19 protein-coding genes are annotated in these 23,417 nt (G+C 68.3%); all 19 read right to left on the bottom strand.

Annotated features, from left to right (window positions below; all coding sequences use genetic code 11):
- Nucleotides 1–119 precede the first annotated feature (119 nt).
- The 19 genes from HNO88_RS08790 to HNO88_RS08700 all read right to left on the bottom strand — a co-directional run bounded on the left by HNO88_RS08790 (nucleotide 120) and on the right by HNO88_RS08700 (nucleotide 23,407).
- Entirely contained in the window at nucleotides 120–2,333 is a 2,214-nt protein-coding gene (locus tag HNO88_RS08790; RefSeq protein ID WP_246381418.1) for an SPOR domain-containing protein, read from the bottom strand.
- A 161-nt stretch (nucleotides 2,334–2,494) separates the two neighbouring features.
- Entirely contained in the window at nucleotides 2,495–4,078 is a 1,584-nt protein-coding gene (gene ftsZ, locus HNO88_RS08785) for a cell division protein FtsZ (RefSeq protein WP_184244180.1), read from the bottom strand.
- A gap of 330 nt (nucleotides 4,079–4,408) precedes the next feature.
- Nucleotides 4,409–5,719 (bottom strand): cell division protein FtsA, encoded by a 1,311-nt coding sequence (ftsA, locus tag HNO88_RS08780; protein WP_184244178.1) that lies wholly within the window; start codon nucleotides 5,717–5,719, stop codon nucleotides 4,409–4,411.
- Nucleotides 5,719–6,648 (bottom strand): cell division protein FtsQ/DivIB, encoded by a 930-nt coding sequence (locus tag HNO88_RS08775; protein ID WP_184244176.1) that lies wholly within the window; start codon nucleotides 6,646–6,648, stop codon nucleotides 5,719–5,721. The genes ftsA and HNO88_RS08775 overlap by 1 nt, the downstream gene beginning before the upstream one ends.
- The gene (locus tag HNO88_RS08770; RefSeq protein ID WP_184244174.1) at nucleotides 6,645–7,598 is read right to left on the bottom strand and encodes a D-alanine--D-alanine ligase; all 954 of its coding nucleotides are present in this window, start codon (nucleotides 7,596–7,598) and stop codon (nucleotides 6,645–6,647) included. Before HNO88_RS08770 ends, HNO88_RS08775 begins: the two co-directional genes overlap by 4 nt.
- A 160-nt stretch (nucleotides 7,599–7,758) precedes the next feature.
- Nucleotides 7,759–8,682, bottom strand: coding sequence for a UDP-N-acetylmuramate dehydrogenase (gene murB, locus HNO88_RS08765; protein WP_184244402.1), 924 nt, complete (start codon nucleotides 8,680–8,682; stop codon nucleotides 7,759–7,761).
- A gap of 71 nt (nucleotides 8,683–8,753) precedes the next feature.
- Nucleotides 8,754–10,163, bottom strand: a complete 1,410-nt coding sequence (gene murC, locus HNO88_RS08760; protein ID WP_184244172.1) for a UDP-N-acetylmuramate--L-alanine ligase — start codon at nucleotides 10,161–10,163, stop codon at nucleotides 8,754–8,756.
- Nucleotides 10,160–11,344, bottom strand: coding sequence for an undecaprenyldiphospho-muramoylpentapeptide beta-N-acetylglucosaminyltransferase (murG, locus tag HNO88_RS08755; RefSeq protein ID WP_184244170.1), 1,185 nt, complete (start codon nucleotides 11,342–11,344; stop codon nucleotides 10,160–10,162). The genes murC and murG overlap by 4 nt, the downstream gene beginning before the upstream one ends.
- Complete coding sequence (locus HNO88_RS08750; RefSeq protein ID WP_184244168.1) at nucleotides 11,341–12,549, bottom strand: FtsW/RodA/SpoVE family cell cycle protein; 1,209 nt, start codon at nucleotides 12,547–12,549, stop codon at nucleotides 11,341–11,343. Before HNO88_RS08750 ends, murG begins: the two co-directional genes overlap by 4 nt.
- Nucleotides 12,549–13,892 (bottom strand): UDP-N-acetylmuramoyl-L-alanine--D-glutamate ligase, encoded by a 1,344-nt coding sequence (murD, locus tag HNO88_RS08745; RefSeq protein WP_184244166.1) that lies wholly within the window; start codon nucleotides 13,890–13,892, stop codon nucleotides 12,549–12,551. Before murD ends, HNO88_RS08750 begins: the two co-directional genes overlap by 1 nt.
- Nucleotides 13,893–13,902: 10 nt before the next feature.
- Entirely contained in the window at nucleotides 13,903–14,973 is a 1,071-nt protein-coding gene (gene mraY / locus HNO88_RS08740; RefSeq protein ID WP_184244164.1) for a phospho-N-acetylmuramoyl-pentapeptide-transferase, read from the bottom strand.
- 162 nt (nucleotides 14,974–15,135) lie between these two features.
- The gene (locus HNO88_RS08735) at nucleotides 15,136–16,605 is read right to left on the bottom strand and encodes a UDP-N-acetylmuramoyl-tripeptide--D-alanyl-D-alanine ligase (protein WP_184244163.1); all 1,470 of its coding nucleotides are present in this window, start codon (nucleotides 16,603–16,605) and stop codon (nucleotides 15,136–15,138) included.
- Between the two features lies 1 nt (nucleotide 16,606).
- The gene (locus HNO88_RS08730) at nucleotides 16,607–18,085 is read right to left on the bottom strand and encodes a UDP-N-acetylmuramoyl-L-alanyl-D-glutamate--2,6-diaminopimelate ligase (protein ID WP_184244161.1); all 1,479 of its coding nucleotides are present in this window, start codon (nucleotides 18,083–18,085) and stop codon (nucleotides 16,607–16,609) included.
- On the bottom strand, nucleotides 18,082–19,809 hold the full coding sequence (locus HNO88_RS08725; RefSeq protein ID WP_376768765.1) for a peptidoglycan D,D-transpeptidase FtsI family protein: 1,728 nt from the start codon (nucleotides 19,807–19,809) through the stop codon (nucleotides 18,082–18,084). Before HNO88_RS08725 ends, HNO88_RS08730 begins: the two co-directional genes overlap by 4 nt.
- Nucleotides 19,810–19,896: 87 nt before the next feature.
- A complete protein-coding gene (locus tag HNO88_RS08720; protein ID WP_184244159.1) occupies nucleotides 19,897–20,445 on the bottom strand; it encodes a hypothetical protein in 549 nt (182 codons plus the stop codon).
- Nucleotides 20,442–21,425 carry a 16S rRNA (cytosine(1402)-N(4))-methyltransferase RsmH gene (gene rsmH / locus HNO88_RS08715; RefSeq protein ID WP_184244157.1) on the bottom strand — a complete coding sequence of 328 codons (984 nt, stop codon included), beginning with the start codon at nucleotides 21,423–21,425 and terminating at the stop codon, nucleotides 20,442–20,444. Before rsmH ends, HNO88_RS08720 begins: the two co-directional genes overlap by 4 nt.
- Nucleotides 21,422–21,925, bottom strand: a complete 504-nt coding sequence (locus HNO88_RS08710) for a division/cell wall cluster transcriptional repressor MraZ (protein WP_184244155.1) — start codon at nucleotides 21,923–21,925, stop codon at nucleotides 21,422–21,424. Before HNO88_RS08710 ends, rsmH begins: the two co-directional genes overlap by 4 nt.
- A gap of 431 nt (nucleotides 21,926–22,356) precedes the next feature.
- On the bottom strand, nucleotides 22,357–22,893 hold the full coding sequence (locus HNO88_RS08705; RefSeq protein ID WP_184244153.1) for a DUF4350 domain-containing protein: 537 nt from the start codon (nucleotides 22,891–22,893) through the stop codon (nucleotides 22,357–22,359).
- A gap of 169 nt (nucleotides 22,894–23,062) precedes the next feature.
- The gene (locus HNO88_RS08700) at nucleotides 23,063–23,407 is read right to left on the bottom strand and encodes a hypothetical protein (RefSeq protein WP_221419905.1); all 345 of its coding nucleotides are present in this window, start codon (nucleotides 23,405–23,407) and stop codon (nucleotides 23,063–23,065) included.
- Nucleotides 23,408–23,417: the final 10 nt, after the last annotated feature.

Genomic DNA, 23,417 nt, shown 5'->3' with positions numbered 1-23,417 from the left:
GTAACGATTGCGCCGCCACGTGTGCACTGCACAATCGCAAGGTCACATGCCGCTGCGCAAAACTCGACAAGTCTGTGAACAGCGTGTGGATAAGCCGCGGGTATTAACCAGCGAGGCGCCTATTTGGCTCCGAGCGGATCCACCACTTGCCCCGCGGGGCTGGTCCAGACGAACGCTCCGCCGAGTTCGGCCTTCTTGGCCTGAGCCACGAAGGCGTTCGCCGCCTTCTGCGTCTCGAACGGGCCCACCAGGATGCGGTTCGTGCGGCCCATGTCGCTGACAGACGCCTGCCGTCCCTTGAAGAGAGTGGGCTCCGTCTTCACGAAGCGGCGCCAGTCAAAGGCGATCGCCGATTGATCGCGGCCAACGCCGATCTGCACCCAGATCCGGCTGGGATGGCTTGGAGCGGCCTTCTTCGCGTCCGCCTTCTTGGCATCGGCTTTCCTGGCATCGGCCTTCCTGGCGTCAGCCTTCTTGTCCTTGGCGCCGGCCTTCGCGTCGTCTGCAACGGCGTCCTCGGCGTCGGCAAGCCTGGTCGCTACGCCCTTCTTGCCGGCTGCCTTGGAGGTATCGGCCTTCGCCTTCTCGGCGGCGAGCTTCGCAGCATCGGCTTTCGACTTGCCGGCCTTGGCCTGGCCAGCCTCGAGAATGTCGGCCTTGGGAGTGTCGGGCCTGACGACCTCGGGCGTGCGTTGCGGCAAGGCCTGGGCTCGCGCGATCGAACGGATGTCCACCGCGCCGGCGACCGGCACTGCCGTGGCGCTGGGTGCACCGAGATCGGCGAAGATCTTTTCGAGCGGAACCGGATCGGGTGGCGTCTCCGAAGCCGCTGCCGGAGTGGACGCGGCAAGCCGACCCAGGTCGAAGCCAGGTACCGCAACCGGCCTCGTCGGCGCGCTGGTGAGCGCAGGCGTGCTCGCCGCCGGCACGGGTACCGGCGCGCTGGCGAGCGCGGGCGTGCTCGCGGCCAAGGCGGATGCCGGCGCGGGCGCAGGAGCAGGTGTCGACGCAGGCACCGGGTTGCTCGACGCCAGAGTGGACGCCGGCAGTTGTATCGACCCCGTCCGAACGGTCGCGGCGCGCGCGGGTGAGACGGGCGTGAAGGTCTGCCGCGGCGCCTCCGCAGGTGCAGGTGCAGGTGCAGGGAAAGTTCGCGCCGATGGCACAGCGGCCGCACTCGCGACGCGCGTCGCGGTCGGCGTCGGTGTCGGCGTTGCGGTCGACGGGAGCGGCGGCGTGGTCGAGGTGCGTGCCGGCGCGCTTGCCGCCAGCGTTGCACTCGTCGCGCCGATCGGCGGCAGCTCGCCATCGCGGTCGATGGCTGGCCTGGGCTCGGGCGGAGCGACACGCGGATTGGCCTCGGCACGCGCGAGCCGTGCAGCCCGCTCCTGCGCCCGCCGCTGCGCGCCGGTCAGGGGCCGTGCCTCGCTCGCCTGCGTGCGCGCCCGCCCGCTGCCGAGCGCCTTGCCCTGCGGGATCAGCGCGGCATCCGCCGAGGCAAGGCGCGGCGCCGTCGGCGTGTAGGCCGCAATGGCGGGATCGTCGCGGCCGATCTCGGACGCGCGCGGAAACTTGCCCAGGTTCGCGGCCGCGGCCTGCTGCGCGCGGGTGAGCCGCGGCATGTAGCGCAAGTAAGGCGTGACGCTTTGCGCCAGGATGCCGGGCAGGATCGCGTTGACGGTATCCACCGCCTCCTTGGTCTTGCCCTCGATCGCCAGGGCAAAGGCGTGGCTGCGCCACCCCGGCTTGTCCTGCTTGCGCAGCAGCGGCATCAGCATCGCCTCTGCACCGGCGGCATCGCCGGCGATGGCAAGGCTTACGCCGAGACGCCGGCGCACTTCGTCGTCGTCTCGGCGGCTGAGGGCGGTGCGATAGTACCTCTGCGCCGTCACCGGATCGCCGACGAGGTCATAGGCAAGGCCGCGGTCTGCCGTGACGTCCAGCGCCGAGCCGCCCGCCTCGGCCAGGGCGAACAGGGGAATGGCCTTGGTCGGATTGCCTTGCAGCACCAGCGCCCGGGCAAGGCCCGCCTTGATGCGCGGATTGTTGGGCGAGATGCCGTCGGCGCGGTTGTAGAAGCCTGCCGCCGCCTCGGGATCGCCCATCGTGTTGGCAGCCTCACCCGCCTCGATCAGCGCCTGGAAGTCACGCGGGTCGCGCGCGATCCGGGCCAGGGCGGCGTTCAGGCGCTGCGACTCCGGGCTCGCGGTCCTTTGCACCACCGGACGCGATACGGTCGGAAGCGACTGCGCCAGCGCCGCCGACGCGCAGGCGCCGACGCTCACGAAAGCTACGCTGGCAAGCCACGCGGCGAGGCTGCGGCGGAACTTCAAGGTTGCTGACATCCTTCTGCGCTCGGCTTCGGAGACCGAAACCTCGACGATCCAGCCTGTCCGTTCTGCGGCCCGATCGCTCGGCGTGATACCTGCGCCAAACTGAACGGGCCAGGAACGGCCGAAACGGGAGGAAGGCACGCCCCCTCCCGCCCAGGTACTTACTGGTTGTTCTGGCGCCCGAGGAAGCGCGGGATGCTGATCGATCCGCTGTCTTCCTCACCCTCTTCCTCGCTCGGCGCCGGCTTGGTGCCGCGCGAGAGGTTGGACATGCGCTCGAACAGGGTGCTGCCGGTCGAGGCAGGACGCGGCGCGGGTGCGGCGGGTGCCGGCGCTGCGGGAGCGGGAGCAGCAGCTGCCGGCTCGGACAGGAACGTGCGGCGACGGCCCGGAGCAGGTGCCGGCTCCGCGGCCTCTTCCTGCAGGTTGAGCTCGTCCTGGCGCCTGGTCTGCGAAGCCGCAACGGGCTGCGCAGCGCCCAGGCCCGCCGGCTGGCGCGCCGGGGCGGGCGCGGCATTGCCGTAGCTCTCGTCGCCAAGCTCTTCGGCGCCGCCCAGTTCGAGCGCGCTGTCGTCCTCACCGAGTTCCGCGTCCGAACCCAGGTCGAAAGGCTCGGCGGCGGGAGCCGCAGGCGGTGCCGGCGGTGCGTAAGCGGCAGGAGCAGGGCTGTAGCTGGGCGTTGCCGCGACCGGCTGCGCCGGCTGTGCGGCGCCGGGACGGACAGGGCCGCGCGAGCCGCTGAAGCTGACCGGGCGCGCCGCGATCTCCGCCTGTTCGGCGGATTGCTCTATACCCGTCGCGACAACCGAGACGCGGATCTTGCCCTGCAGGTCCGGGTTGAACGCCGAACCCCAGATGATGTTGGCATCCTGGTCGACCAGCTCGCGGATGTGGTTGGCGGCTTCGTCGACTTCGAGCAGCTTCATGTCATCGCCGCCGATGATCGAGATGATCACGCCCTTGGCGCCCTGCATCGACACGCCATCGAGCAGCGGGTTCGCGATCGCGCGTTCCGCCGCCTCGAGCGCACGGTTCGGGCCCTCGCCCTCACCGGTGCCCATCATTGCCTTGCCCATCTCGCCCATGACCGAGCGCACGTCGGCGAAGTCGAGGTTGATGAGGCCCGGCATGACCATGAGGTCGGTGATCGAGCGCACGCCCTGCTGCAACACTTCGTCGGCGAGCCCGAACGCTTCCTTGAAGGTGGTGTCCGCCTTGGCGACCAGGAACAGGTTCTGGTTGGGGATGACGATCAGCGTGTCGACGTGCTTCTGCAGCTCGTCGATGCCGGTCTCGGCCGAGCGCATGCGGCGCGTGCCCTCGAACATGAACGGCTTGGTGACCACGCCCACGGTCAGCACGCCCTTGTCGCGCGCGGCCTTGGCGATGATCGGGGCGGCGCCGGTGCCGGTGCCGCCACCCATGCCCGCAGCGATGAACACCATGTGCACGCCTTCGAGCAGGCGGTCGATCTCCTCGATCGTCTCCTCGGCGGCGGCGCGGCCCACTTCCGGACGCGATCCCGCGCCCAGCCCTTGCGTGATATCGGGACCGAGCTGGATGCGGTTTTCCGCGATCGAGCTGTTCAGCGCCTGCGCGTCGGTGTTGGCGACAATGAAGTCGACGCCTTCGATCTGCGCCTGGATCATGTTGGCGATGGCGTTGCCGCCAGCACCGCCCACACCGATCACGAGGATGCGGGGACGCAGCTCTTCGATCGCCGGCGGTCCGATATTGATGCTCATTCTACTCTCCTGGCAGACACGCGCGGGAAGGAATTCTTGACCAAGTCTGATGGCACAGCCCTGCGCGAACAAGCAAAGCGGGGCAAGGCTTTGTCCACAACGAACGGGCGCAGACGAGCCACATTCCGGCGCTTGGCTCGGTGCCGGGTACGGTGGTCCTCTCCCCGGGTCGGGGAGAGGATGGCGCAGCTTGCCGCCCCACGTCGGCTAGCGCAGCTTGGAGAGGGGTTCCGCGGTCGAGAGCGCACAAACCCCTCTCCAACTACGCCTAGCGAGCAAGCTCGCAAGGCTTTGTATCCTCTCCCCGTCCGGGGAGAGGGCTGGAGGCAGTCAGAAGTATTCACGGAACGCTCGATACACCCGCCCGACCGTCCCCAGGCGCTCGGCGCGCACGCTGGTCTGGCGGCGCTTGCTGAGCGTGCGGATGTCGATTGGATCGGCCGAAGCGTAGAGCACCAGGCCCGCCAGAGTCGAGAAGCCCGGCTTCACGTGCGCCTCGGCCAGGCCGCTCAGGTGCGGCACGCGGCCGATGCGCACCGGCTTGCCCAGCGCGGCCTGCGCATAGTCGGCAAGGCCCACCAGCTCCGCGCCACCACCGGTGAAGACCACCTGCTTGCCGCGCTGGCCGTTGAAGCGCATGGCCTTGAGCGCCTTGTTCACCTCTTCCATCAGCGTGCCGAGCTGGCCGGTGATGACCGCGATCAGCTCCGCGCGCGGTATGCGGTTCTTGTCGTCGGCATGGCGGGCGACCGGGCCGGTCTCTTCCTCGCCGGGCGCGTTGACCGGGATCATCTCGCGGTGATCCGCCGGGCTGGCGAGCGCCGAGCCGTTGACGCATTTGAGCCGCTCGGCCTGGAAGCGGCGGATGCCGAAGGCCGAGGCGATCGCATCGGTGACGTCGGCCGACCCCATCGGGATCGCGGTCAGCCCGGTCAGCATGCCTTGCGAATAGACCGCCACGTTGGTGACCTCGGCGCCGAACTCGACCAGCGCGACGCCAAGGTCACGCTCCTCGGGCGAAAGGCAGGCGTGCCCCGCGGCGATCGGCGAGCCGACCACCGCCTCGACCTCGAGGTGCGCAGACTGCACCGCCTCGGTCAGGTTGCGGATCGGTGCGCCGTCGGCGAGCATGATGTGGATGTCGACGCCCAGCCGCTCGGCATGCAGGCCCTTCGGATTGGCGACACCATGCGCACCATCCAGGCGGTACTGCGCCGGCTGGGCGTGGAGCACCATGCGTCCGTCCGGCCGGATCACGTCGCGTGCGGAGCTGAGGAGCATGTCGATGTCTTCCTGCTCGATCCGTCGCCCGCCGATCTCGGCGTCCACTTCGGCGACCTGGCTGGCCAGCCCCGCGCCCGAGCAGCCGATCCAGACGCGCTGGACGGACGTGTCGGCCATCTTCTCGGCCCGGTCGATCGCGTCGCGGATGGCGTAAGTGGCGGCCGTCATGTCGGTGACGTAGCCGCGCCGGACGCCCTGGCTGGCGCGATGGCCGGAGCCGAGCACGACCACCTCGCCCACGTCGGAGATGCCCGCGACAATGGCCGAGATGCGGAACGAGCCGATGTTGACCGCGCCGAACACGCGACTGATGCGCGGCTGCGAAGTGCGCGGAACCGAGGAACGCGAGCCAGCCATCAGTTTTCCCCTGCCTTGCGCGTGGCCCCGGCCTTGAGCGCGGCTGCCTCCGCCTCGCGACCCGGAATGCGCAGATAGATGCGATCGCCCGCGCGCATGTCGAAGATCGTCACCTTGCCGCCCAGCAGGCGGTTGGTGCCATCGAGCCGCGCGAACGAAACCAGGGCACTTGCCGACTCGCGCTCGCCTTCGGGCAGCGCCAGGACCTGGCCGGTCTTGAAGGTCACGTTCCAGCGCCGATTGCCGATCCACTCGGCCTCCTGCACGCGCGGCTTCAACGCAGGAGCGGCATCGAGCAGCTTGGTCAGCGAGACCACCTGCTGCCCCGCGCCGAGCCCGGAGACGATCAGCTTGCCCTGCGCCCGGCCCCGCGCGACCGTCTCCAGCTCGTGGCCGGTCTCGTCGATCAGCACGAAGCGATCGGCCTTGCGCAACACCGCGTGCGGCTCACGCTCGACGATGTCGATCACCAGAGTGTCGGGCAACTGGCGCGAGACGCGCGCGTCCTTGACCCACGAAAGCGCCAGCAGGTCCTGGCGCAGGCTCTCCAGATCGACCAGCGGCATCGACCGGTCCTGCTGCGCCAGCGCCCGCTCGTAGACCTTGAGCTCGTTGATGTTCTTCACGCCCCGCACGTCGACGTGCCGCACTTCGAACCCGGCGTCGGACGCGACTTGCGCCAGCTGCAGGCTCGCGAAGCTGGGCAGGCCGGCCGCCGAAGCGACCACCCAGGCGAGCAGCGCGGCGCCAGTCAGGATCAGGATCAGGAACATGCGGTGCAGCTGCGCCTCGGTGAAGGGCAGCGCCACCATCGCCATGTCGATCGCCGAACCGGTGCGCGCCTTGGCCTGGCTGACCTTGGCCTTCTTGTCCTGCTTTGCGGCAGTCTTGCGGACGGTCGTCGCCTTGCGGCGGATGGTCTGGCTCATGGCGAGCCGGCTTTGGCGCGTGCGTCGGCCAGAGCCTCGGCGATGATCGCCTCGACCAGGTCGGGGTAGTCCATGCCGCACGCCTTGGCCTGTTCGGGCACCAGGCTGAGCGGGGTCATGCCCGGCTGGGTGTTCACTTCCAGCAGGAACAGGCCCTCCACGCCCTGCTCGTCGTCCCAGCGGAAGTCGGAGCGGCTGGTCCCCTTGCAGCCCAGCAGCTTGTGCGCGCGCAAGGCGATGTCCTTGCAGGCCTGGGTGATCTCATCGGGGATCTCGGCCGGGCAGACGTGCTCGGTCATGCCTTCGGTGTACTTGGCGTCGAAATCGTAGAAGCCGGACTTGGGCTTGAGCTCGGTGACCAGCAGAGCGCGATCTGCGATGACCACCGTAGTCAACTCGCGCCCGCGGATGAACGGCTCGGCCAGCAAGTGGTCGAAGTCCTGCCACGGCCCCTTGGCGCCGCGCGCGATCGGGTTGCCGTAGTTTCCTTCAGCTGTGACGATGGCGACGCCGACCGACGATCCCTCGTTCACCGGCTTGAGCACGTAAGGGCGCGGCAGCGGATCGCGCTCGAAGATCTCCTCGCACGCGACGATGCGGCCGCCGGGCATGGGAATGCCGTGAGGGACCAGCGCCTGCTTGGTCAGCTCCTTGTCGATGGCGATCACGGACGTCGCCAGGCCCGAGTGCGTATAGGTGAGGCCCATCAAGTCCATCATGCCCTGCACCGTGCCGTCCTCGCCGGGCGCGCCGTGGAGCGCGTTGAACACGACGTCCGGCTTGGCCTCGGCCAGCTTGAGCGCAACGTCACGGCCCATGTCGAGCCGGGTGACGCGGTGGCCCTTGCTCTCCAGCGCCTTGGCGACGCCCTCGCCGCTCATCAGCGAGACCGGCCGCTCGTTCGACCAGCCGCCCATGAGGACCACGACGTGGAGGTGGGGTATGCTCATGCTGTCCTCCCCGACACGGGGAGGGGGACCGCGCGAAGCGTGGTGGAGGGGACTCGCGTCCAGACGCCAAGCACGAAAGGCTGCTCGATGCCGAGAGTCCCCTCCACCACCGTGCCGGCGGTCCCCCTCCCCGTCTCGGGGAGGACATGCCACGCGTCACTCACTTCGTACCCACCCTTTGTATCTCCCACTCAAGCTCCACGCCCGAGATGTCCTTCACGCGCCGGCGCACGTCCTCGCCGAGCGCCTCGATCTCGGCGCTGGTCGCGGCGCCGGTGTTGATCAGGAAGTTCGTATGCTTCTCGCTCACTTGCGCACCGCCGAGCGTGAGCCCGCGACATCCTGCGCGGTCGACCAGTTCCCAGGCCTTGTGGCCTTGCGGGTTCTTGAAGGTCGATCCGCCGGTCTTGGAGCGCAATGGCTGCGAGGCTTCGCGGCTGGCGGAGATGCGGTCCATTTCCGCCTGGATCGCCGCGGGCTCACCGGATCGGCCCTTGAAGCGCGCGGCCACGACGATCGCGCCCTCGGGAAGCTGCGAGTGCCGGTAGGTGTAGCCAAGGTCGGCATTGTCCAGCGTCACCAGCTCGCCCGAGCGCAGGACCACGTCGCAGTCGACCAGGATGTCCTTGACCTCGCCGCCATACGCGCCGCCGTTCATCCGCACGAACCCGCCGACCGTACCGGGGATAGAGCGCAGAAACTCGACCCCGGCGATACCGGCGTCGCGCGCGGTGGACGAAACCAGTATGCCCGAGGCGCCGCCGCCGCATTCCAGCGTGACCTCGTCCAGGCGGCGCACTTGCGCGAAGGCCTTGCCGAGGCGCACCACCACTCCGGGCACACCGCCATCGCGCACGATCATGTTGGAGCCCAACCCCAGTGCCATGACCGGCACGGCAGGATCGAGTTGGCGGAGAAAGTCCTGCAGGTCAGCAAGGTCCTTGGGCTCGAACAGCCACTCGGCCGCGCCGCCGGACTTGAACCACACCAGCGGAGCCAGGGGTGCCTGAGGGGTCAGCTTGCCCCTCGCACCGAGCGCCCCCTCCCCGCTCGTGTCGAGCGCAGTCGAGACATGTGGATCCAGCGCCAACGTGTCTCGACTTCGCTCGACACGAACGGAGGTGGGGTTGGAATCAGAGGAGGCGGGATGCTGGCTCACGCCGTTACTCGCTCGCCGATCGCCCCGGCAAGCCCCGCCGCCCACTTGGTGATGTCGCCCGCGCCCAGGCACACGACCATGTCGCCGGGCCGAGCCACCCGCGCCAAAGCCTCCGCCAGTTCGTCCGCGCCGCCGACCACATGCGCATCGCGATGACCACGCGCCTTGAGGCCGGCCACCAGCGCGTCGGCATCGACGCCGTCGATCGGCGCCTCGCCAGCGGCATAGACCGGGGTCACATAGACGGCGTCGGCATCGTTAAAGGCGGTCTGGAACTCCTCCATCAGATCGCGCAGGCGGCTATAGCGATGCGGCTGCACCACGGCGAGCACCCTGCCCCGTACGCCTTCGCGCGCCGCTGCCAGCACGGCGCGGATCTCGACCGGGTGGTGGCCATAATCGTCGATCACGGTAACGCCGTTGATTTCGCCGACCTTGGTAAAGCGCCGCTTGACCCCGCCGAAGCCGGCAAAGCCACCGCGCACGATCTGGTCGTCGCAGCCCATCTCGATGGCCACCGCGATCGCGGCGAGTGCGTTCTGGACGTTGTGGCGCCCTGGCATCGGCAGCTCGATGCCATCGATCCGGCGCTGCTCGCCATCGCGCTCGCGGACGACGACGTCGAAGCGGTTACCGCCGGGCACCGGCGTCACCGCCTCGCCGCGCACGTCGGCCTGGGCCGAGAAGCCGTAAGTGATCACGCGCCGGTCGCGCACCTTGCCGATCAGCGCCTGCACTTCGGGATGGTCGATGCACAGCACCGCCGCGCCGTAAAAGGGCACGTTCTCGATGAACTCGACGAAGCAATCCTTCACCTTGTCGAAGCTGCCGTAGTGCTCGAGGTGCTCCGGATCGATGTTGGTGACGACGGCGATGGTGCCGTCCAGCCGCAGGAACGAGCCGTCGCTCTCGTCCGCCTCGACCACCATCCAGTCGCTCGCGCCCAGCCGCGCATTGGAGCCGTAGGAGTTGATGATTCCGCCGTTGATGACGGTGGGATCGACACCGCCGGCTTCGAGCAGGCAGGCGACCATCGAGGTGGTGGTGGTCTTGCCGTGGGTGCCGGCGACCGCGACAGTGTTTTTCAGCCGCATCAGCTCGGCCAGCATCTCGGCGCGGCGGACGACCGGGATGCGGTGCTCCAGCGCGTAGACGACCTCGGGATTGTCGCGCTTCACCGCCGTGGAAGTGACCACCACCGCCGCATCCGCGACGTTCTGCGCGGCGTGACCGATCATCACGGTGATGCCGCGGGCGCGCAGGCCTTCCACGACATAGCCCTCGGCGATGTCGGAGCCCTGCACGGTGTAGCCCAGGTTGTGCATGACCTCGGCGATGCCGGACATGCCGATGCCGCCGATGCCGACGAAGTGCACGGTGCCGATATCGGTCGCGACGCCCTTCATTCCGCGCCCTCCAGAGCCAGCGCTTCCTTGCTCTTGGTGGTCGCCGGCTTCGCGCCCATGCGGATCACGTCCATCATCGGCGCGCCGCCGAAGCTCTCGACCAGATCGGCGAGATCTTTGGCTGCGTTGGGGTAGCCGCAGTTCCAGGCAGCGTGCGCGGCGTTGGCGAGGGTTTCGGGATGCTGGGCCATGGCCTGGATCTGCTTGGCGAGTTCGCTGGCGGTGAACTTCTCCTGCCGGATCGCGCGCGCGCCACCGGCCGCGACGATCTCGCGCGTGTTGGCGGCCTGGTGGTCGTCGGTGGCGATGGGCAGCGGGATCAGGATCGCCGGGCGACCGACCGCCGAAAGCTCGGCGATGGTCGAGGCCCCGGCGCGGCCGATGAACAAGTGCGCGCCGGCCAACCGCTCGGCCATGTTCTCGAAGTAGGTCGCAAGCTCGGCGGGGATGCCGTGCGTGGCATAGCGATGGCGGACCGCCTCGATATCCTCGGCCCGCGCTTGCTGGATCACCTGGAGCCGCGAGCGCAGCGCGGTGGGCAGCATCGCCAGTCCATCGGGCACCACTTCGGACAGGACGCGAGCGCCTTGACTGCCGCCGGTTACAAGGATGCGCAGCAGGCTCTCACCGGTGAACATCGGGAACGGCGCCTCGCGCAGCGCCAGCACCTCCTCGCGCACCGGGTTGCCCACCAGCGTGACCTTGTCCGCAAGCTTGGGATCGAGCCGGTCGACTTGCGCGAAAGACGTCGCGATCGCATCGACGCGGCTGGCGAAGAAGCGGTTCACGCGGCCGAGCACCGCATTCTGCTCGTGCAGGATCGTCGGGATCTTGGCCGCGCGCGCCGCCAACATGGTCGGCAGCGCGGGGTAGCCGCCGAAGCCCACGACTGCTGTCGGCTGGAAGCTTTCGAACAGGCGCAGCGCCATGCGCCGGCCTTCGATCACGCCCTTGGCGCCCTTCAGCCAGCCCAGCGGATTAAGTCCGGCGATCCGGCCGGGCGGCAGGATGTGCGCGGGCAGGCTCTCGGGCTTGCCGGGGATCTGCGCGCCGCGCTCGTCGGTGATCAAGGCTACATGATGACCGCGCTTCTCCAGCTCCAGCGCCAGCGCAAAGGCGGGGATCAGGTGCCCCCCGGTCCCTCCGGCAGCCAGCACGTAGTGGCGGCTCACGCCTGTCATGACACATCTCCGACATCGCTGAGCGAGAAGCGCTCGCGCTCGATAAACGGGTTTCTGCGCGTGATGGCCAGCAGCAATCCCAGGCACGTGCACATCGCCACGGTGGACGAACCGCCGTACGAGACGAGCGGCAGGGTCATGCCCTTGGACGGGAAGAGCTGCAGGTTCACCAGGATGTTGATGAACGCCTGGCCGCCGAACTGCGCGGCAAGGCCAACGCCGGCGAGCACGGTAAACAGATCGTCCTCACGCACCTGCCGCATGATCGAGCGGACCATGATGGCGCTGTAGAGCAGGATCACCACGCCGCAGACCCACAGGCCGAACTCCTCGCCGATCACGGAAAAGATATAGTCGGTATGCGCCTCCGGCAGCGAGAGCTTGCGCGTGCCCATCCAGAACCCGGTGCCCAGCCACCCGCCGTTGAGCAGCGTGCGCTCGGCCAGCGCGACCTGATCGTAGGCGCTGCCGCCGCCCAGGAACGCATCGATGCGGTTGCGTCCGTTCTCGTAGAAGAAGTACGCCAACGTGATGCCCACCAGGCCCGCACCGACGGCAGCGATGATGCGCTTCACGTCCAGTCCCGACAGCAGGATCAGCACGAACCAGGTGGCGCCAAACAGCATGGTCGAGCCGAAGTCCGGCTGCGCCATCAGCAGCACCGCGATCAGGCCCATCAGGCCGATCGTCACCTGCATGACCGGGATCTTGCCGTCGCGCACGCGCCACGAGAGGATCCAAGCGAGCAGGATCGGAAACCCGCACTTGAGGAACTCGGAGGGCTGGATGGAGATGCCCAGGTTGATCCAGCGCCGCGCGCCGTTCACCTCGCCGCCGATGAACGGCACCAGCATCAGCGCGACGATCATCACGCCGGAAACCATGATGCCGAGCCGGCGCGCGGTGTCCTTGGACAGGGTCGAGCTGACGAACAGCGCGACCAGCCCGAGCGCCTGCCAGCGCAAGTGGATCGCGAAGAAGTGCAGGTCCGACAGGTGCTTGGCCGAGGTGGACAAGCGGCGCGCACTCGCCGGCGAGGCGGCCGCGACCGATACGGTGCCGATCGCCATCAGCACGAGGACGAGGCCGAGCGTCACCCGGTCGATCTCCTGCCACCAGATCGCAAACGCACTGCGTCGGCTGCGATTGTAGCGCACGAGGGCATTGCCGGTGGCGATGGAGGCGGCAGGTGCGGTGCTCGCCATCAGCTGTCTCCATCGGCGGCGGGCGCGTCGCCTTCGGTCAGCGCCGTCACGATCTGTCGGAACACGTCGCCCCGCGCCTCGTAATCGCGGAACTGGTCGAAGCTGGCGCAGGCGGGGGATAGCATGACGACATCTCCCGGCACGGCGCGCGCGATCGCCTCGCGGATCGCCTCGGCCATCATCTCGCTGCGGACCACCGCCATGTGCGGGCTGAGCAGCTCGGCGAACAGGGGTCCGGCATCGCCGATGGTGTAGGCGGCCGCGACGTTGCCATAGAAGGGACGGCACTCGTCGAGGTCCTCGCCCTTGGGCAATCCACCGACGATCCAGTGGATACGCCGGTTCGGCGCGGGCGGGAACGCCGCCAGGGCCGGCGCGGTGGAAGCGGGGTTGGTCGCCTTGCTGTCATTGATGAACAGCACGCCACCGGCTTCGGCCACACGCTCCATGCGATGTGGAAGCCCGTGGAACCTGGGCATGGCCGCCTGCCACTGCTCGCGGGTGAGCCCCAGCGCTTCGACGATGGCGACGGCCACGGCGGCGTTCTGCAGGTTATGTGGCCCCTGCAGCGAGGGCCAGTCCTTCTGCAGGCTCGCCAGATCACGTCCGTCGGCGAAGTGGACGCGGCCGGGCTCGTGCCGGGTCACCTGCATGCCGGCGATCGCGGCGGTGTCGTCGTCGCCGATCCCGAACACCGCATGATGATCCGCGCTCTGCATCGTGAACAGCCGCGCCTTGGAGGCGGCGTAGGCAGCGAAGCCTTCGTAGCGGTCCAGGTGATCCGGGGAAATGTTGAGCAGCGCGGCCACGTCGCAGTCGAGGGTCTGCGTCAGGTCGATCTGGTAGCTGGACAGCTCCAGCACGTAGACACCGCCTGCAGGAAGCGGCTCCTGCCCCAGGATCGGCAGTCCGATGTTGCCGCCCATCAGCGCGGGCACTCCGACGCTTTCGAGCAGGTAGTGGACCAGCGCAGTGGTGGTCGACTTGCCATTGGTGCCGGTGATGCCGACGACCTTGTGCGGCGGCAGGTCGGCCCGGGTTTGCGCGAAGAGCTCGATATCCCCGATGACCGGGATGCCCGCCTGCGCGGCGGCTTCGGCGATGGGATGGCGGTTGAGCGGGATACCGGGCGACACGACCACGCCGTCGTACCCGGCGAGTTCGGCGCTGGTGGGATCGTTCAGTTCGACCCGATCGGCAAGTGCCGCGCGGGGTTCCTCGCGATTGTCCCACGCCATGACGTGGGCGCCGCTCGCCAGCAATGTCTCGACTGCGGCAAGCCCCGAGCGCGCGAGCCCGAGCACGGCGTACCGCTTGCCGGCGAATGCAGAGGAGACCAGCACGGCGGCGCCGTTACCGCAGCTTCAGCGTCGAGAGACCCAGCAGCGCAAGAACGATCGATATGATCCAGAAGCGGATGACAACGGTCGACTCTGCCCAGCCGAGCTGCTCGAAATGATGGTGGATCGGCGCCATGCGGAACACGCGACGGCCCGTGCGCTTGAAGAAGAACACCTGGATGATGACCGACAGGGCTTCGAGCACGAAAAGGCCGCCGACGATGCCAAGCACGATCTCGTGGTGTGCCGCGACGGCAATGGCGCCCAGAGCTCCACCGAGAGCCAGACTGCCGGTGTCTCCCATGAACACCGCAGCAGGCGGCGCGTTGAACCACAGGAATGCGAGGCCCGCTCCCATGATCGCGGTGCACAGGATGGCGAGGTCGCCGGCGCGCGGAACGTGCGGGATGCCCAGGTATTCCGCGTAGTCGGCGCGGCCGGCGAGATAGGCGATGATCGCGAAAGTGCCCGCGGCGATGATGACGGGCATCGTCGCCAGCCCATCGAGCCCGTCGGTCAGGTTCACCGCGTTGCCCGCGCCCACGATCACGATCGCTGCGAAGACGTAGTAGAACGGACCCAGCGGAATGTAGCGCCCGGTCAGGAAGGGCACGTAGAGGTTGGTGTTCAGCTGCTGGACGATGATGAACGCGGCAATGCCCGCGACGATGAACTCCAGCACCAGGCGCAGCTTGCTCGACAAGCCGGCATGGTGGCGCTTGGTCACCTTGTCGTAATCGTCGAGGAAGCCGATCACCCCGAAGCCGACGGTCACCGCCAGGCAGGCCCAGACAAACGGGTTCGTCAGGTCCATCCACAAGAGCATGGAAATGACCAGCGAGATCAGGATCATCAGCCCGCCCATCGTCGGCGTGCCGCGCTTGGCCAGGTGCGTCTGCGGCCCATCGGCGCGGATCGGCTGACCCTTGCCCTGCCGTACGCGCAGCATGTTGATGAACTTGGGACCGATGATCAGGCCGATCACCAGCGCCGTCATCAGCGCGGCGCCCGAGCGGAACGTCTGGTAGCGGAAGAGGTTGGAGACCCCTTCGAAGTGAAACCAGTCTGCGATGATGTACAGCATTGGGGGTGGTGCGACCTAAATCGAGCGTTTTGTACAGAGCGCCGTAAGCCACCCGGCTTCGTCATTGCGGGCGGCGCAGCCTTGCGGCAATCCAGGGCCGGTGCAAACCGCCGTTGATTGCCTTGCTGCGCTCGCACTGACGAGGGTCGCTCCGTACACGTCTTAGCCTTCGCGTTTGCCGAGCGCGGAGACCAGCGCCGCCAGGCCGACCGAGTTCGATCCCTTCACCAGGATCGCGTCATCGCGTTCGAGCCCGAAGCTGCGCAAGGTGTCCACCGCGTCCTGCACCGATCCGGCATGCGCGAAGGCCACCGGTTTGCCAAGCGCGTTGGGAACGGCTTTCCCCAGTTCGTCCGCAAGCGGCTGCATCTCGGGCCCCACCAGCACGGCAAAGTCGACGCCGGCCTCGCGCACGGGCGCGGCGAGCGCGGCGTGGTAATCGGGACCATGGCTGCCCAGTTCCTTCATTGCGCCGAGCACCGCGATGCGGCGGCGCGCCGGGGTGCGGCCGAGCTGCGCCAGGGTGGCGCGCATGGAGGCGGGATTGGCGTTGTAGCTCTCGTCGATCAGCAGAGCCTGCCCTGGCGGCACATCGTCGTCGATGTCGATCTCCAGGCGGGCGCCGCGGCCGGCCAGACCCTCCATCTCGGCCAGCGCGACGCCCGCGGCGCCGAGGTCCCCGCCCACCGCGCGGACCGCGGCCATAACCGCAAGAGAGTTGATCACCCAATGCTCACCGGGCGAGGCGACGGTGTAGCACACGCGGCGATCGCCCATGTCGGCGGTCACCAGCGAGCCACCCCCGATCGCCGAGACGGCATCGAGCAGCCGGACGTTGGCATGGTCTGCCTTGCCGAACGACACGACCGTGACGCCCAGCTTGTCGGCTGCCGTCTTCAGCCGCTCGAAGTGCGGGCTGTCGGCCGGGATCACGGCGACGCCGCCGGGCTCCAGGCCCTCGAAGATCTCGGCCTTGGCGTCGGCGATCGCCTCTTCCGAGCCGAGCATCTCGATGTGCGCGGGCGCGATGGTGGTGATCACCGCCACGTCGGGGCGGACCTGACGCGTCAGCGCGCTGATCTCGCCCGCGTGGTTCATGCCCATCTCGAACACGCCAAAGCGAGCTCGCGCCGGCATGCGAGCGAGGCTGAGCGGCACACCGACGTGGTTGTTGTAGCTCTTCACCGAGCGGTGCGCGTCGCCGTGCGAGGCGCGATCGAGCGCGGCGAAGATCGACTCCTTGACGCCGGTCTTGCCGACCGAGCCGGTCACGCCGATGATCTTGCCCCGGCCCCGCGCGCGTGCTGCCGCGCCCAGGCGAACCAGCGCCTCGGTCGTGTCCTTGACCAGGATGTGCGGACCATCGACCGGACGATCGACCACGACCGCCGCGGCGCCCTTGGCCAAAGCCATGTCCACGAAGCGGTGGCCGTCCATGCTCTCGCCCTTCAATGCGAAGAACAGGTCGCCGGGTTGCACGTCGCGGCTGTCGATCTCGACGCCGGACGCGAGGAAATCGGCGCTTGCGGTGCCCTTCACCGCCCGCGCGATGCCTTCGGCATCCCACAGGGCGAGAGGCGTCTCGTCGGTCGCTTCGACGGGCCATTCGAGGATGCGGGCGATGGCAGTCATTTCAATGCTCTCCCAAGGGGATAGAGGTCGCGCCAGACATTTCCCTGGCGACCGTTACGTCGTCGAACGGCAGCACCCGCGCATGCGCGCCACTGCCAACCACCTGCCCCTGTTCATGCCCCTTGCCAGCGACGAGAACCACGTCCCCGCCGCTGGCCTCGACGATCGCCGCGCCGATGGCATCGCGGCGATCTCCGATTTCCATTGCCCCTTCGGCGCACCCGGCGAGCACCATGGCTCGGATCGCGGCGGGATCTTCGCCGCGCGGGTTGTCGTCGGTGACGATCACTGAATCTGCGTTGCGGCAGGCGATCCTGCCCATCTCGGGCCGCTTGCCCTGGTCCCGGTCACCGCCCGCGCCGAACACGACGATCAGCCGGCCGGTGACATGCGGCCGCAGCGCGGCGATGGCGGCCTGCAGCGCGTCCGGCGTATGCGCGTAATCGACGTAGATCGGCGCACCCTTGGCCGAAACCGCCGCCCGCTCCAGCCGACCGCGCACCGTCTGCAGCCGCTTCATGGCATCGAAGGTCTGCGCCGGCGCACCGCCGGTCGCCAGCACGAGGCCGGCGGCGACCATCGCATTGGCGGCCTGGTAGGCGCCGATCAGCGGCAGGTCGATCTTGACCGTCATGCCCAGGTACTCGACCTGCAGCGTCTGGCCGAGCGCGGTGGCGGTGCGCGAGCGCAAACGCAGCTGCTTGCCCTGCTCACCGACAGTGAACAGGTTGAGCCCGCGCCGCTCGGCATGGGCGATCGCCTGGGCGGACCAGGCGTCGTCTGCCCAGACGACAGCCGTGCCATCGTCTGCGACCACCTCGTCGAACAGCCGCATCTTGGCTGCGAAGTAGTCGTCCATCGTCGCATGGTAATCGAGATGGTCGCGGCTGAGGTTGGTAAAGGCGGCAGCGGCCACGCGCGGGCCTTCGCTGCGGAACTGCGACAGTCCGTGGCTGGAAGCCTCGAATGCCACGTGGCTCACGCCTTCGCGCGCCAGACCGGTCATGTTGGACAGGAAGGTGACGATGTCGGGACTGGTGAGGCCGGTCGACACGCTCTCGTCGCTGGTGGTCACGCCCAGCGTGCCGATCGAGGCGGCGCGAAGGCCCGCCATGCGCCACAGCTGGCGGGTGAGCTCGACAGTGGAGGTCTTGCCGTTGGTGCCGGTCACCGCGACCAGCGTCTCGGGCACGGGCACGAAGAAGCCCTGCGCCAGCCTGGCGAACGCCCGGCGCGGCTCGGCATCGGCGAAGTGAACCGAGCCCTCGACCTTGGCCTCGGGTCGCGCGACGATGGCGACGGCACCCGCCTTGATAGCGGCCGCGATGAAGTCCTCGCCATTCACGCGCGCACCGGGAAATGCGCCGAACACCGTGCCCGGCGCGACCTTGCGGTGGTCGATCGCGAAGCCGGTGACGTTCGCCTCTCCCCCTTGGGAGAGCGTCAGTCCGGCTGCCTGGGCGAGGGCAGCAAGCTTCACTCCTTCGCCTCCCCGGGCACCAGCGGCTTCAGGTCGCTGATGTCGATGTCGCGGGTCTCGTCGGGCATGATGCCGAGCAGCGGCCCGATGCGGGGAACGACGCGGCTGATCACCGGCGCCGCGTTCCAGGCAGCGGTGCGCTGGAACGAGGTGGCGGCGGTGCCCTGCGGCTCGTCGATCATCGCGATCACGACATAGCGCGGGTGGTCCATCGGGAAGGCCGAGGCGAACGTGGCGATCAGCGAGTGGCGCTGGTAGCCGCCGGCGCCCGGCTTTTCGGCCGAGCCGGTTTTGCCGCCCACGCGGAAGCCGGGAGCGTCGGCCTTGCGGCCAGTGCCGAACGAAACGATCATGCGCAACAGCTGACGGATGCGCGCGCTTGTCGCCGCAGTGAACACCCGCTCGCCCCGCGGCACCCGGCCGGGCTCGAGCTTGGCGAGCGTCGCGGGGCGATAGATACCGCCGTTCACCAGCGCCGCGTAAGCCGAAGCGAGGTGGAGCGGCGTCACCGCGATACCGTGACCATACGACACGGTCATGGTGCGCAGGCGCGGCCACTGCCCCGACGGCCAGATCGGGAAGCCTCGCGCCGGCAGTTCGATGGTCGGGCGCGCGTTCATGTGCAGCGCTTCCATGGTCTTCTTCATGCGTGCGCCGCCCAGCTCGTCGGCGATCTGCGCAGTGACCACGTTGGACGAGTGCATCAGGGTCTCGGGCACGTTGAGCGAGGCGCCCATCGCGTGGCTGTCGCGGATGGTGAAGCCCGCGACGTGCAGCGGCGCGGCAGGCCAGCGACGGCCGAGATTGGTGATCGTCCCGGCATCGAGCGCGGCCGCCACCGTGATCGGCTTGAAGGTCGAGCCCAGTTCGTAGACCTGGTTGGTCACGCGGTTGAAGATGTTGGGCGTCGAGGCACGGTCGATCTTGTTGGGATCGAACGAGGGCAACGATGCCAGCGCCAGGACTTCGCCGGTGTCGACGTCGAGCACCACGCCCGCCGCGCCCTTCGCGGCCGAAAGCGCCATGCCGCGGCCGAGCTCGTCTTCCAGAGCACCTTGCACGCGCACGTCGATCGAGAGCGACATCGGCGCGGCGCGGCCCTCGTCGGACTTGAGGCGCTTGTCGAAGAACTCCTCCATGCCGACCTTGCCGTTGCCGTAGCTGTCGACGAAGCCGAGCACGTGCGCCGCGGTGGAGCCTTGCGGATAGAAGCGCGTCGTCTCCTGCGGGAACTCCAGCGCGGGCTCGCCCAGAGCGTGCACGCGGTTGGCGTCTTCGGGCAGGATCGACTTGCGCAAGTAGCCGGGCGTTCCGGTCTGCAACATGCGCGTCACCTTGCGCACGTCGAGGTCGGGGAAGATCGCGTGGAGCCGCGCCGCGACATCGGCCGGCTTGCCGATCAGCGGCGAGCCTTCGGTCATGGCCTTGGGATTGAACCAGAGCGAGTAGACGTGGAAGTCGCGCGCGAGCGGCGCGCCGTTGCGGTCGACGATGATCCCGCGCGACGGCATCAGCAGACTGGCGATGTCGAAGCGCTGCACGGTGCCGCCGGTCACGCCCAGGTATGTCAGGCGGATCAGCGCGCACGTCGCCAGCAGCGCGAAGCCGGCCAGCACCCACAGCGCGCGCCACTTGGCGACGACCAGCGCCTTCTGGCGCACGTTGGCGAGCTTGTGCCGCCCGGTCGACAGCGGCACCGCCGGCCGGATCGGATCGGGGTTCACGAACGCCAGGCGTGGCGCGGTCTGCGGCCGCACCACTCCGGGACGGACGGCGGCAAGGCCCTCCGGCGAGATCGCGCGTGTCGCCACTTACTGGACGCCGCCGGCGAGTTCGATACGCGCCAGCCGCTTGCGCAGGCTGCGGGCGTCACGGGCCAGCGCCTTGGCTTCGTCCTGCTCCCGGACGTCCGCTTCGGGCTTCCTGGCAGCCGCGTTCGCCTGCGCGGGGGCGATGCCGGTCACGGGCGAGACCATCGCCAGCAACCCGCCGGCTTGGCCGTCACCATCCTCCGGCGTGTCGGCACTGGCATAGCGGATCGGCTGCGGCGCGCCCGGCGCCGGCGCCTTGCCCAGGGCAGCCAGTTGGCGCTCGCCCTCGATGTACTGCTCGGCACGCGGCGCTTCGTACCCGAATTCGACATCGTTCAGCGTTTTCAACTGCTGCTGGTTGGAGCGCGTCTGGAACTCGGTCTCGAGGAAATCGAGGTCGCGCTGCAGATAGGCGATTCGCTTCTCCGATCCCGCCACCTGGCTCTTCACCGCATTGACCCGCAGCATCAACGCAAGGCTGAGCGCGCCGCAGATCAGCAGCACGGTCATCCAACCGATCGAATGGACGCGATCGCGAGTGAGATTCATGCGGTTTTCCTCCGGCGTGCAGGAGCAGGGGTACGCACGGCGCTGCGCAGGGTGGCGGAACGGGAACGGGGATTGGCGGCGACTTCGGCCTCGCTGGGCCGGATCGCCTTGGACACGTCGGCGAATGTCGGCACTTCGGCCGGCGCGCTCATCGGCAGGTGGCGTGAGGTCGAGGCGGTCGCCCCGCTGGCCTCGCGCAGGAACTGCTTCACGACGCGATCCTCGAGCGAGTGGAACGAGACCACCGCGAGACGCCCCTCGGCCTTGAGCAGCGCCTCGGCCGCGACCAGTCCGGCGTCGAGCTCGTCCAGTTCGCCGTTCACGTGGATGCGGATCGCCTGGAAGCTGCGCGTCGCCGGGTCCTTGGGCGCTGGCCCCTTGTTGACGTGAGGGCGATAGCCCAGCGCCTTCCTCACGACCCGGGCGAAGTCCTCGGTCGTCTCCAGTGGCCGTGCGGCGACGATCGCACGGGCGACACGGCGCGACTGGCGCTCCTCGCCATAGGTATAGAGCACGTCGGCGATGCGGCTCTCTTCGGCGGAGTTGAGGAAATCGGACGCGGACTCGCCCTCCTGGCTCATGCGCATGTCGAGCGGGCCGTTCGTGGAAAAGGCAAAGCCCCGCTCGGGCTGGTCCAACTGCATTGAGGACACGCCGATATCCATCGCAATGCCGTCGACCCGGGCTATCCCCAGCTCAGCAAGACTTTCCACCATTTCGGAAAAGCGGCGCGGGTGCAGGACGAGGCGGGGTGCCTCCTGGTGCAGCTCGGGCCAGCCTGCAGGATTGCCCCGCGCCGCCGCGATCGCATCGGGGTCGCGATCGAAGGCATGCACGGTGGCCCCGGCGTCGAGCAGGCGCCGGGTATAGCCGCCCGCCCCGAACGTGGCGTCGACGATCACCGCGCCCGGGGCGGGGCGCAGCGCGGCGACGACCTCTTCAAGGAGGACGGGGATGTGGGGAGCATCGGGGGCGCTCACTTGCCGGCCGCCTTTTTCAGCTCGGCCTTGGCCAGGCTGGCGCAGGAGACCTGGGCGCCCTTGAACTGGGGCTCGGTCATGGCGGCGAGCGCGTCGGGGGCGAAGACGAAGAAGTACTGGCCCGCGCCCTGGAAGTAGAGCTGGTCTTCCACTTCGGCCAGGATCGCCAGGTCCTCGGGCAGGACGAAGCGACCCGATCCGTCGAACGGAATTTCGTGATAATTGTAGAGGGTCATCGCCTTCATGTCGCGATCGAAGGGGAGGCCCGCCTGCATGGCGAACTGGCGCTCCTGCTCGATGATCTCCTCGAATTCTTGGGTGCGCGACAGGCCGTAGCCGACCAGGCAGTTCCAGCTTTCGTGCTTGGCGAGGCACAGGATCGGCTTGTCGCCGCTCGACGCCTTGACGGTGCCGCGAAACAGGTTGGGCAGCACGAAGCGGTTCTTGTCGCGTCGAAGCGAGAAGCCCTGCCCCCTGTAGATCAACGGCTGCCCCGCCATCAGATTCGACCAATTCCCCGAAAGTGCCCCGTCCCGAAAAACAGCCGCGCTCCGCCTCACCTGCGCATGGGCGCAAGCGGACGTTCCGCGACTTCGCGAGTCACGGAAGAGTTCGGGCTTTCCGATTGATGATTCTTCTATCTCACCCTCTCGGGGGCGAAAAGGGAAAAGTGGGGACGATCGGTACCAAACCTGTCGATTGTGAGTCAGGATGGCGCATGACGCTGGCTGCCGAGGCCAACACGTAGCCTGTCGACGCCGTTAAATCCAAAGCTTGGCAGAAGTTTGCAGGCCCAAGGGTCTGCAACGTGGATGGTCCCGCGCAATCCCCATGTGGTGTGACATCGATCACGCGCCGTCGCTGCTCGCCTTGCGAGAGCCGGTGCTAGAAGCCTTTACAAGCCTCTATTTTCCGCAGCCTTTGCAGCGCGTCAGCTGGCCGCGAGACTGATCAAGGCGCGAAAAGCGCCCACCCGTCCCGCATCTTCCCCATCGAACAGGGCCGCGTCGGCGATCACCACCGCGCGCCCCTTGCCAATGCGACAGTCGGCGAGGAGCTTCGTCGCCTCCGTCCGACACGCCCCAGCGGGCGACACCCGCAGTTGCCCGCGCAAGTTCACGGGAATCGAGGTGCCGCGAACCTGCTGGTAGCGCTCCTCGTTACGCTGCGTGTCGTCGAACTCCAGTGACAGCCCCCAATGATCCAGGATCGGTGAGAGCATCGCGACATCCTGCGGCCGGCGGGGGTCGCCCAGCGCAAAAGCCGAGTGCACCGTCAGCATAGGATCGGCGAACAGAAGCACGTGCCCCCCGGCACGCACCCAGGTATCGAGCGCGACATTCTCGTCGGGCGTCAACGGACGGGGCTGGATCAGCACCAGCAGCGCGTCTTGCGGCAGAGGCAGGCCTCGCCGGCCCGCCAGACTGTCGAGCGGGACCACCCTGCCCTGCTCCTCCACGGTGCGCATGGCCCAGTGCCGCGGCGCATCGTTCGCCAGCTGTCCCCGAAGATCCCCACTTTCGCCCCAGACCAAGGGCAGGCTGCTCGACAAACCGATAGTGCGTTGGGGAGCGGCACTCGGCTTCGGCCCGCAGGCGACCAGCCCGAGGCCAAGCGCAAGCGCCGCAAACCGGCGCTTACTGCGCGGCGGCTCCGGTCTGCTGTGCGGGAGAGGCGAGGACGCCCGGGGTGGGATCTGCCGCAGGAACCACGCCGATATCGGCCAGGGGCTCGCTCGCCGGCTTCTTGGGCTCCGCATCGGCTGCCACCACTTCCTCGACGGGCTCGCGCGTGTCGGTCAGGCGAGCACGGTCCATGATGATGTTCGCCAAGCCCACGATCAGCAGCATCGCGCACAGTCCGAACAGCCCCACTTGCAGGCGATGCATCGACTGCGCCCGCAGCTCACGCGCGGTGGGCGGCGCGAAGTGCTGCGGCGTCGTGATCGGCTCGACAATGCGAGGCGGAGCGTTACCTGCCATCGACGAGATG

The organism is Novosphingobium chloroacetimidivorans (assembly GCF_014204535.1).
GTDB classification, from domain to species: Bacteria; Pseudomonadota; Alphaproteobacteria; order Sphingomonadales; family Sphingomonadaceae; genus Novosphingobium; species Novosphingobium chloroacetimidivorans.
Note: the sequence above shows the minus strand (reverse complement) of the source record. Positions and strands in the feature narration are given on the sequence as shown.

Coding starts and splice junctions, on each gene's coding strand:
- HNO88_RS08705 (WP_184244153.1), bottom strand. CDS start 22,893: ATGCGCACCGTGGAGGAGCAGGGCAGGGTGGTCCCGCTCGACAGTCTG.
- ftsA (WP_184244178.1), bottom strand. CDS start 5,719: ATGGCTGGCTCGCGTTCCTCGGTTCCGCGCACTTCGCAGCCGCGCATC.
- HNO88_RS08750 (WP_184244168.1), bottom strand. CDS start 12,549: ATGGCGAGCACCGCACCTGCCGCCTCCATCGCCACCGGCAATGCCCTC.
- HNO88_RS08775 (WP_184244176.1), bottom strand. CDS start 6,648: ATGAGCCAGACCATCCGCCGCAAGGCGACGACCGTCCGCAAGACTGCC.
- mraY (WP_184244164.1), bottom strand. CDS start 14,973: ATGCTGTACATCATCGCAGACTGGTTTCACTTCGAAGGGGTCTCCAAC.
- HNO88_RS08700 (WP_221419905.1), bottom strand. CDS start 23,407: ATGGCAGGTAACGCTCCGCCTCGCATTGTCGAGCCGATCACGACGCCG.
- murC (WP_184244172.1), bottom strand. CDS start 10,163: ATGAAGGGCGTCGCGACCGATATCGGCACCGTGCACTTCGTCGGCATC.
- HNO88_RS08710 (WP_184244155.1), bottom strand. CDS start 21,925: ATGGCGGGGCAGCCGTTGATCTACAGGGGGCAGGGCTTCTCGCTTCGA.
- HNO88_RS08735 (WP_184244163.1), bottom strand. CDS start 16,605: ATGACTGCCATCGCCCGCATCCTCGAATGGCCCGTCGAAGCGACCGAC.
- murG (WP_184244170.1), bottom strand. CDS start 11,344: ATGACAGGCGTGAGCCGCCACTACGTGCTGGCTGCCGGAGGGACCGGG.
- HNO88_RS08770 (WP_184244174.1), bottom strand. CDS start 7,598: ATGAGCATACCCCACCTCCACGTCGTGGTCCTCATGGGCGGCTGGTCG.
- HNO88_RS08720 (WP_184244159.1), bottom strand. CDS start 20,445: ATGAATCTCACTCGCGATCGCGTCCATTCGATCGGTTGGATGACCGTG.
- ftsZ (WP_184244180.1), bottom strand. CDS start 4,078: ATGAGCATCAATATCGGACCGCCGGCGATCGAAGAGCTGCGTCCCCGC.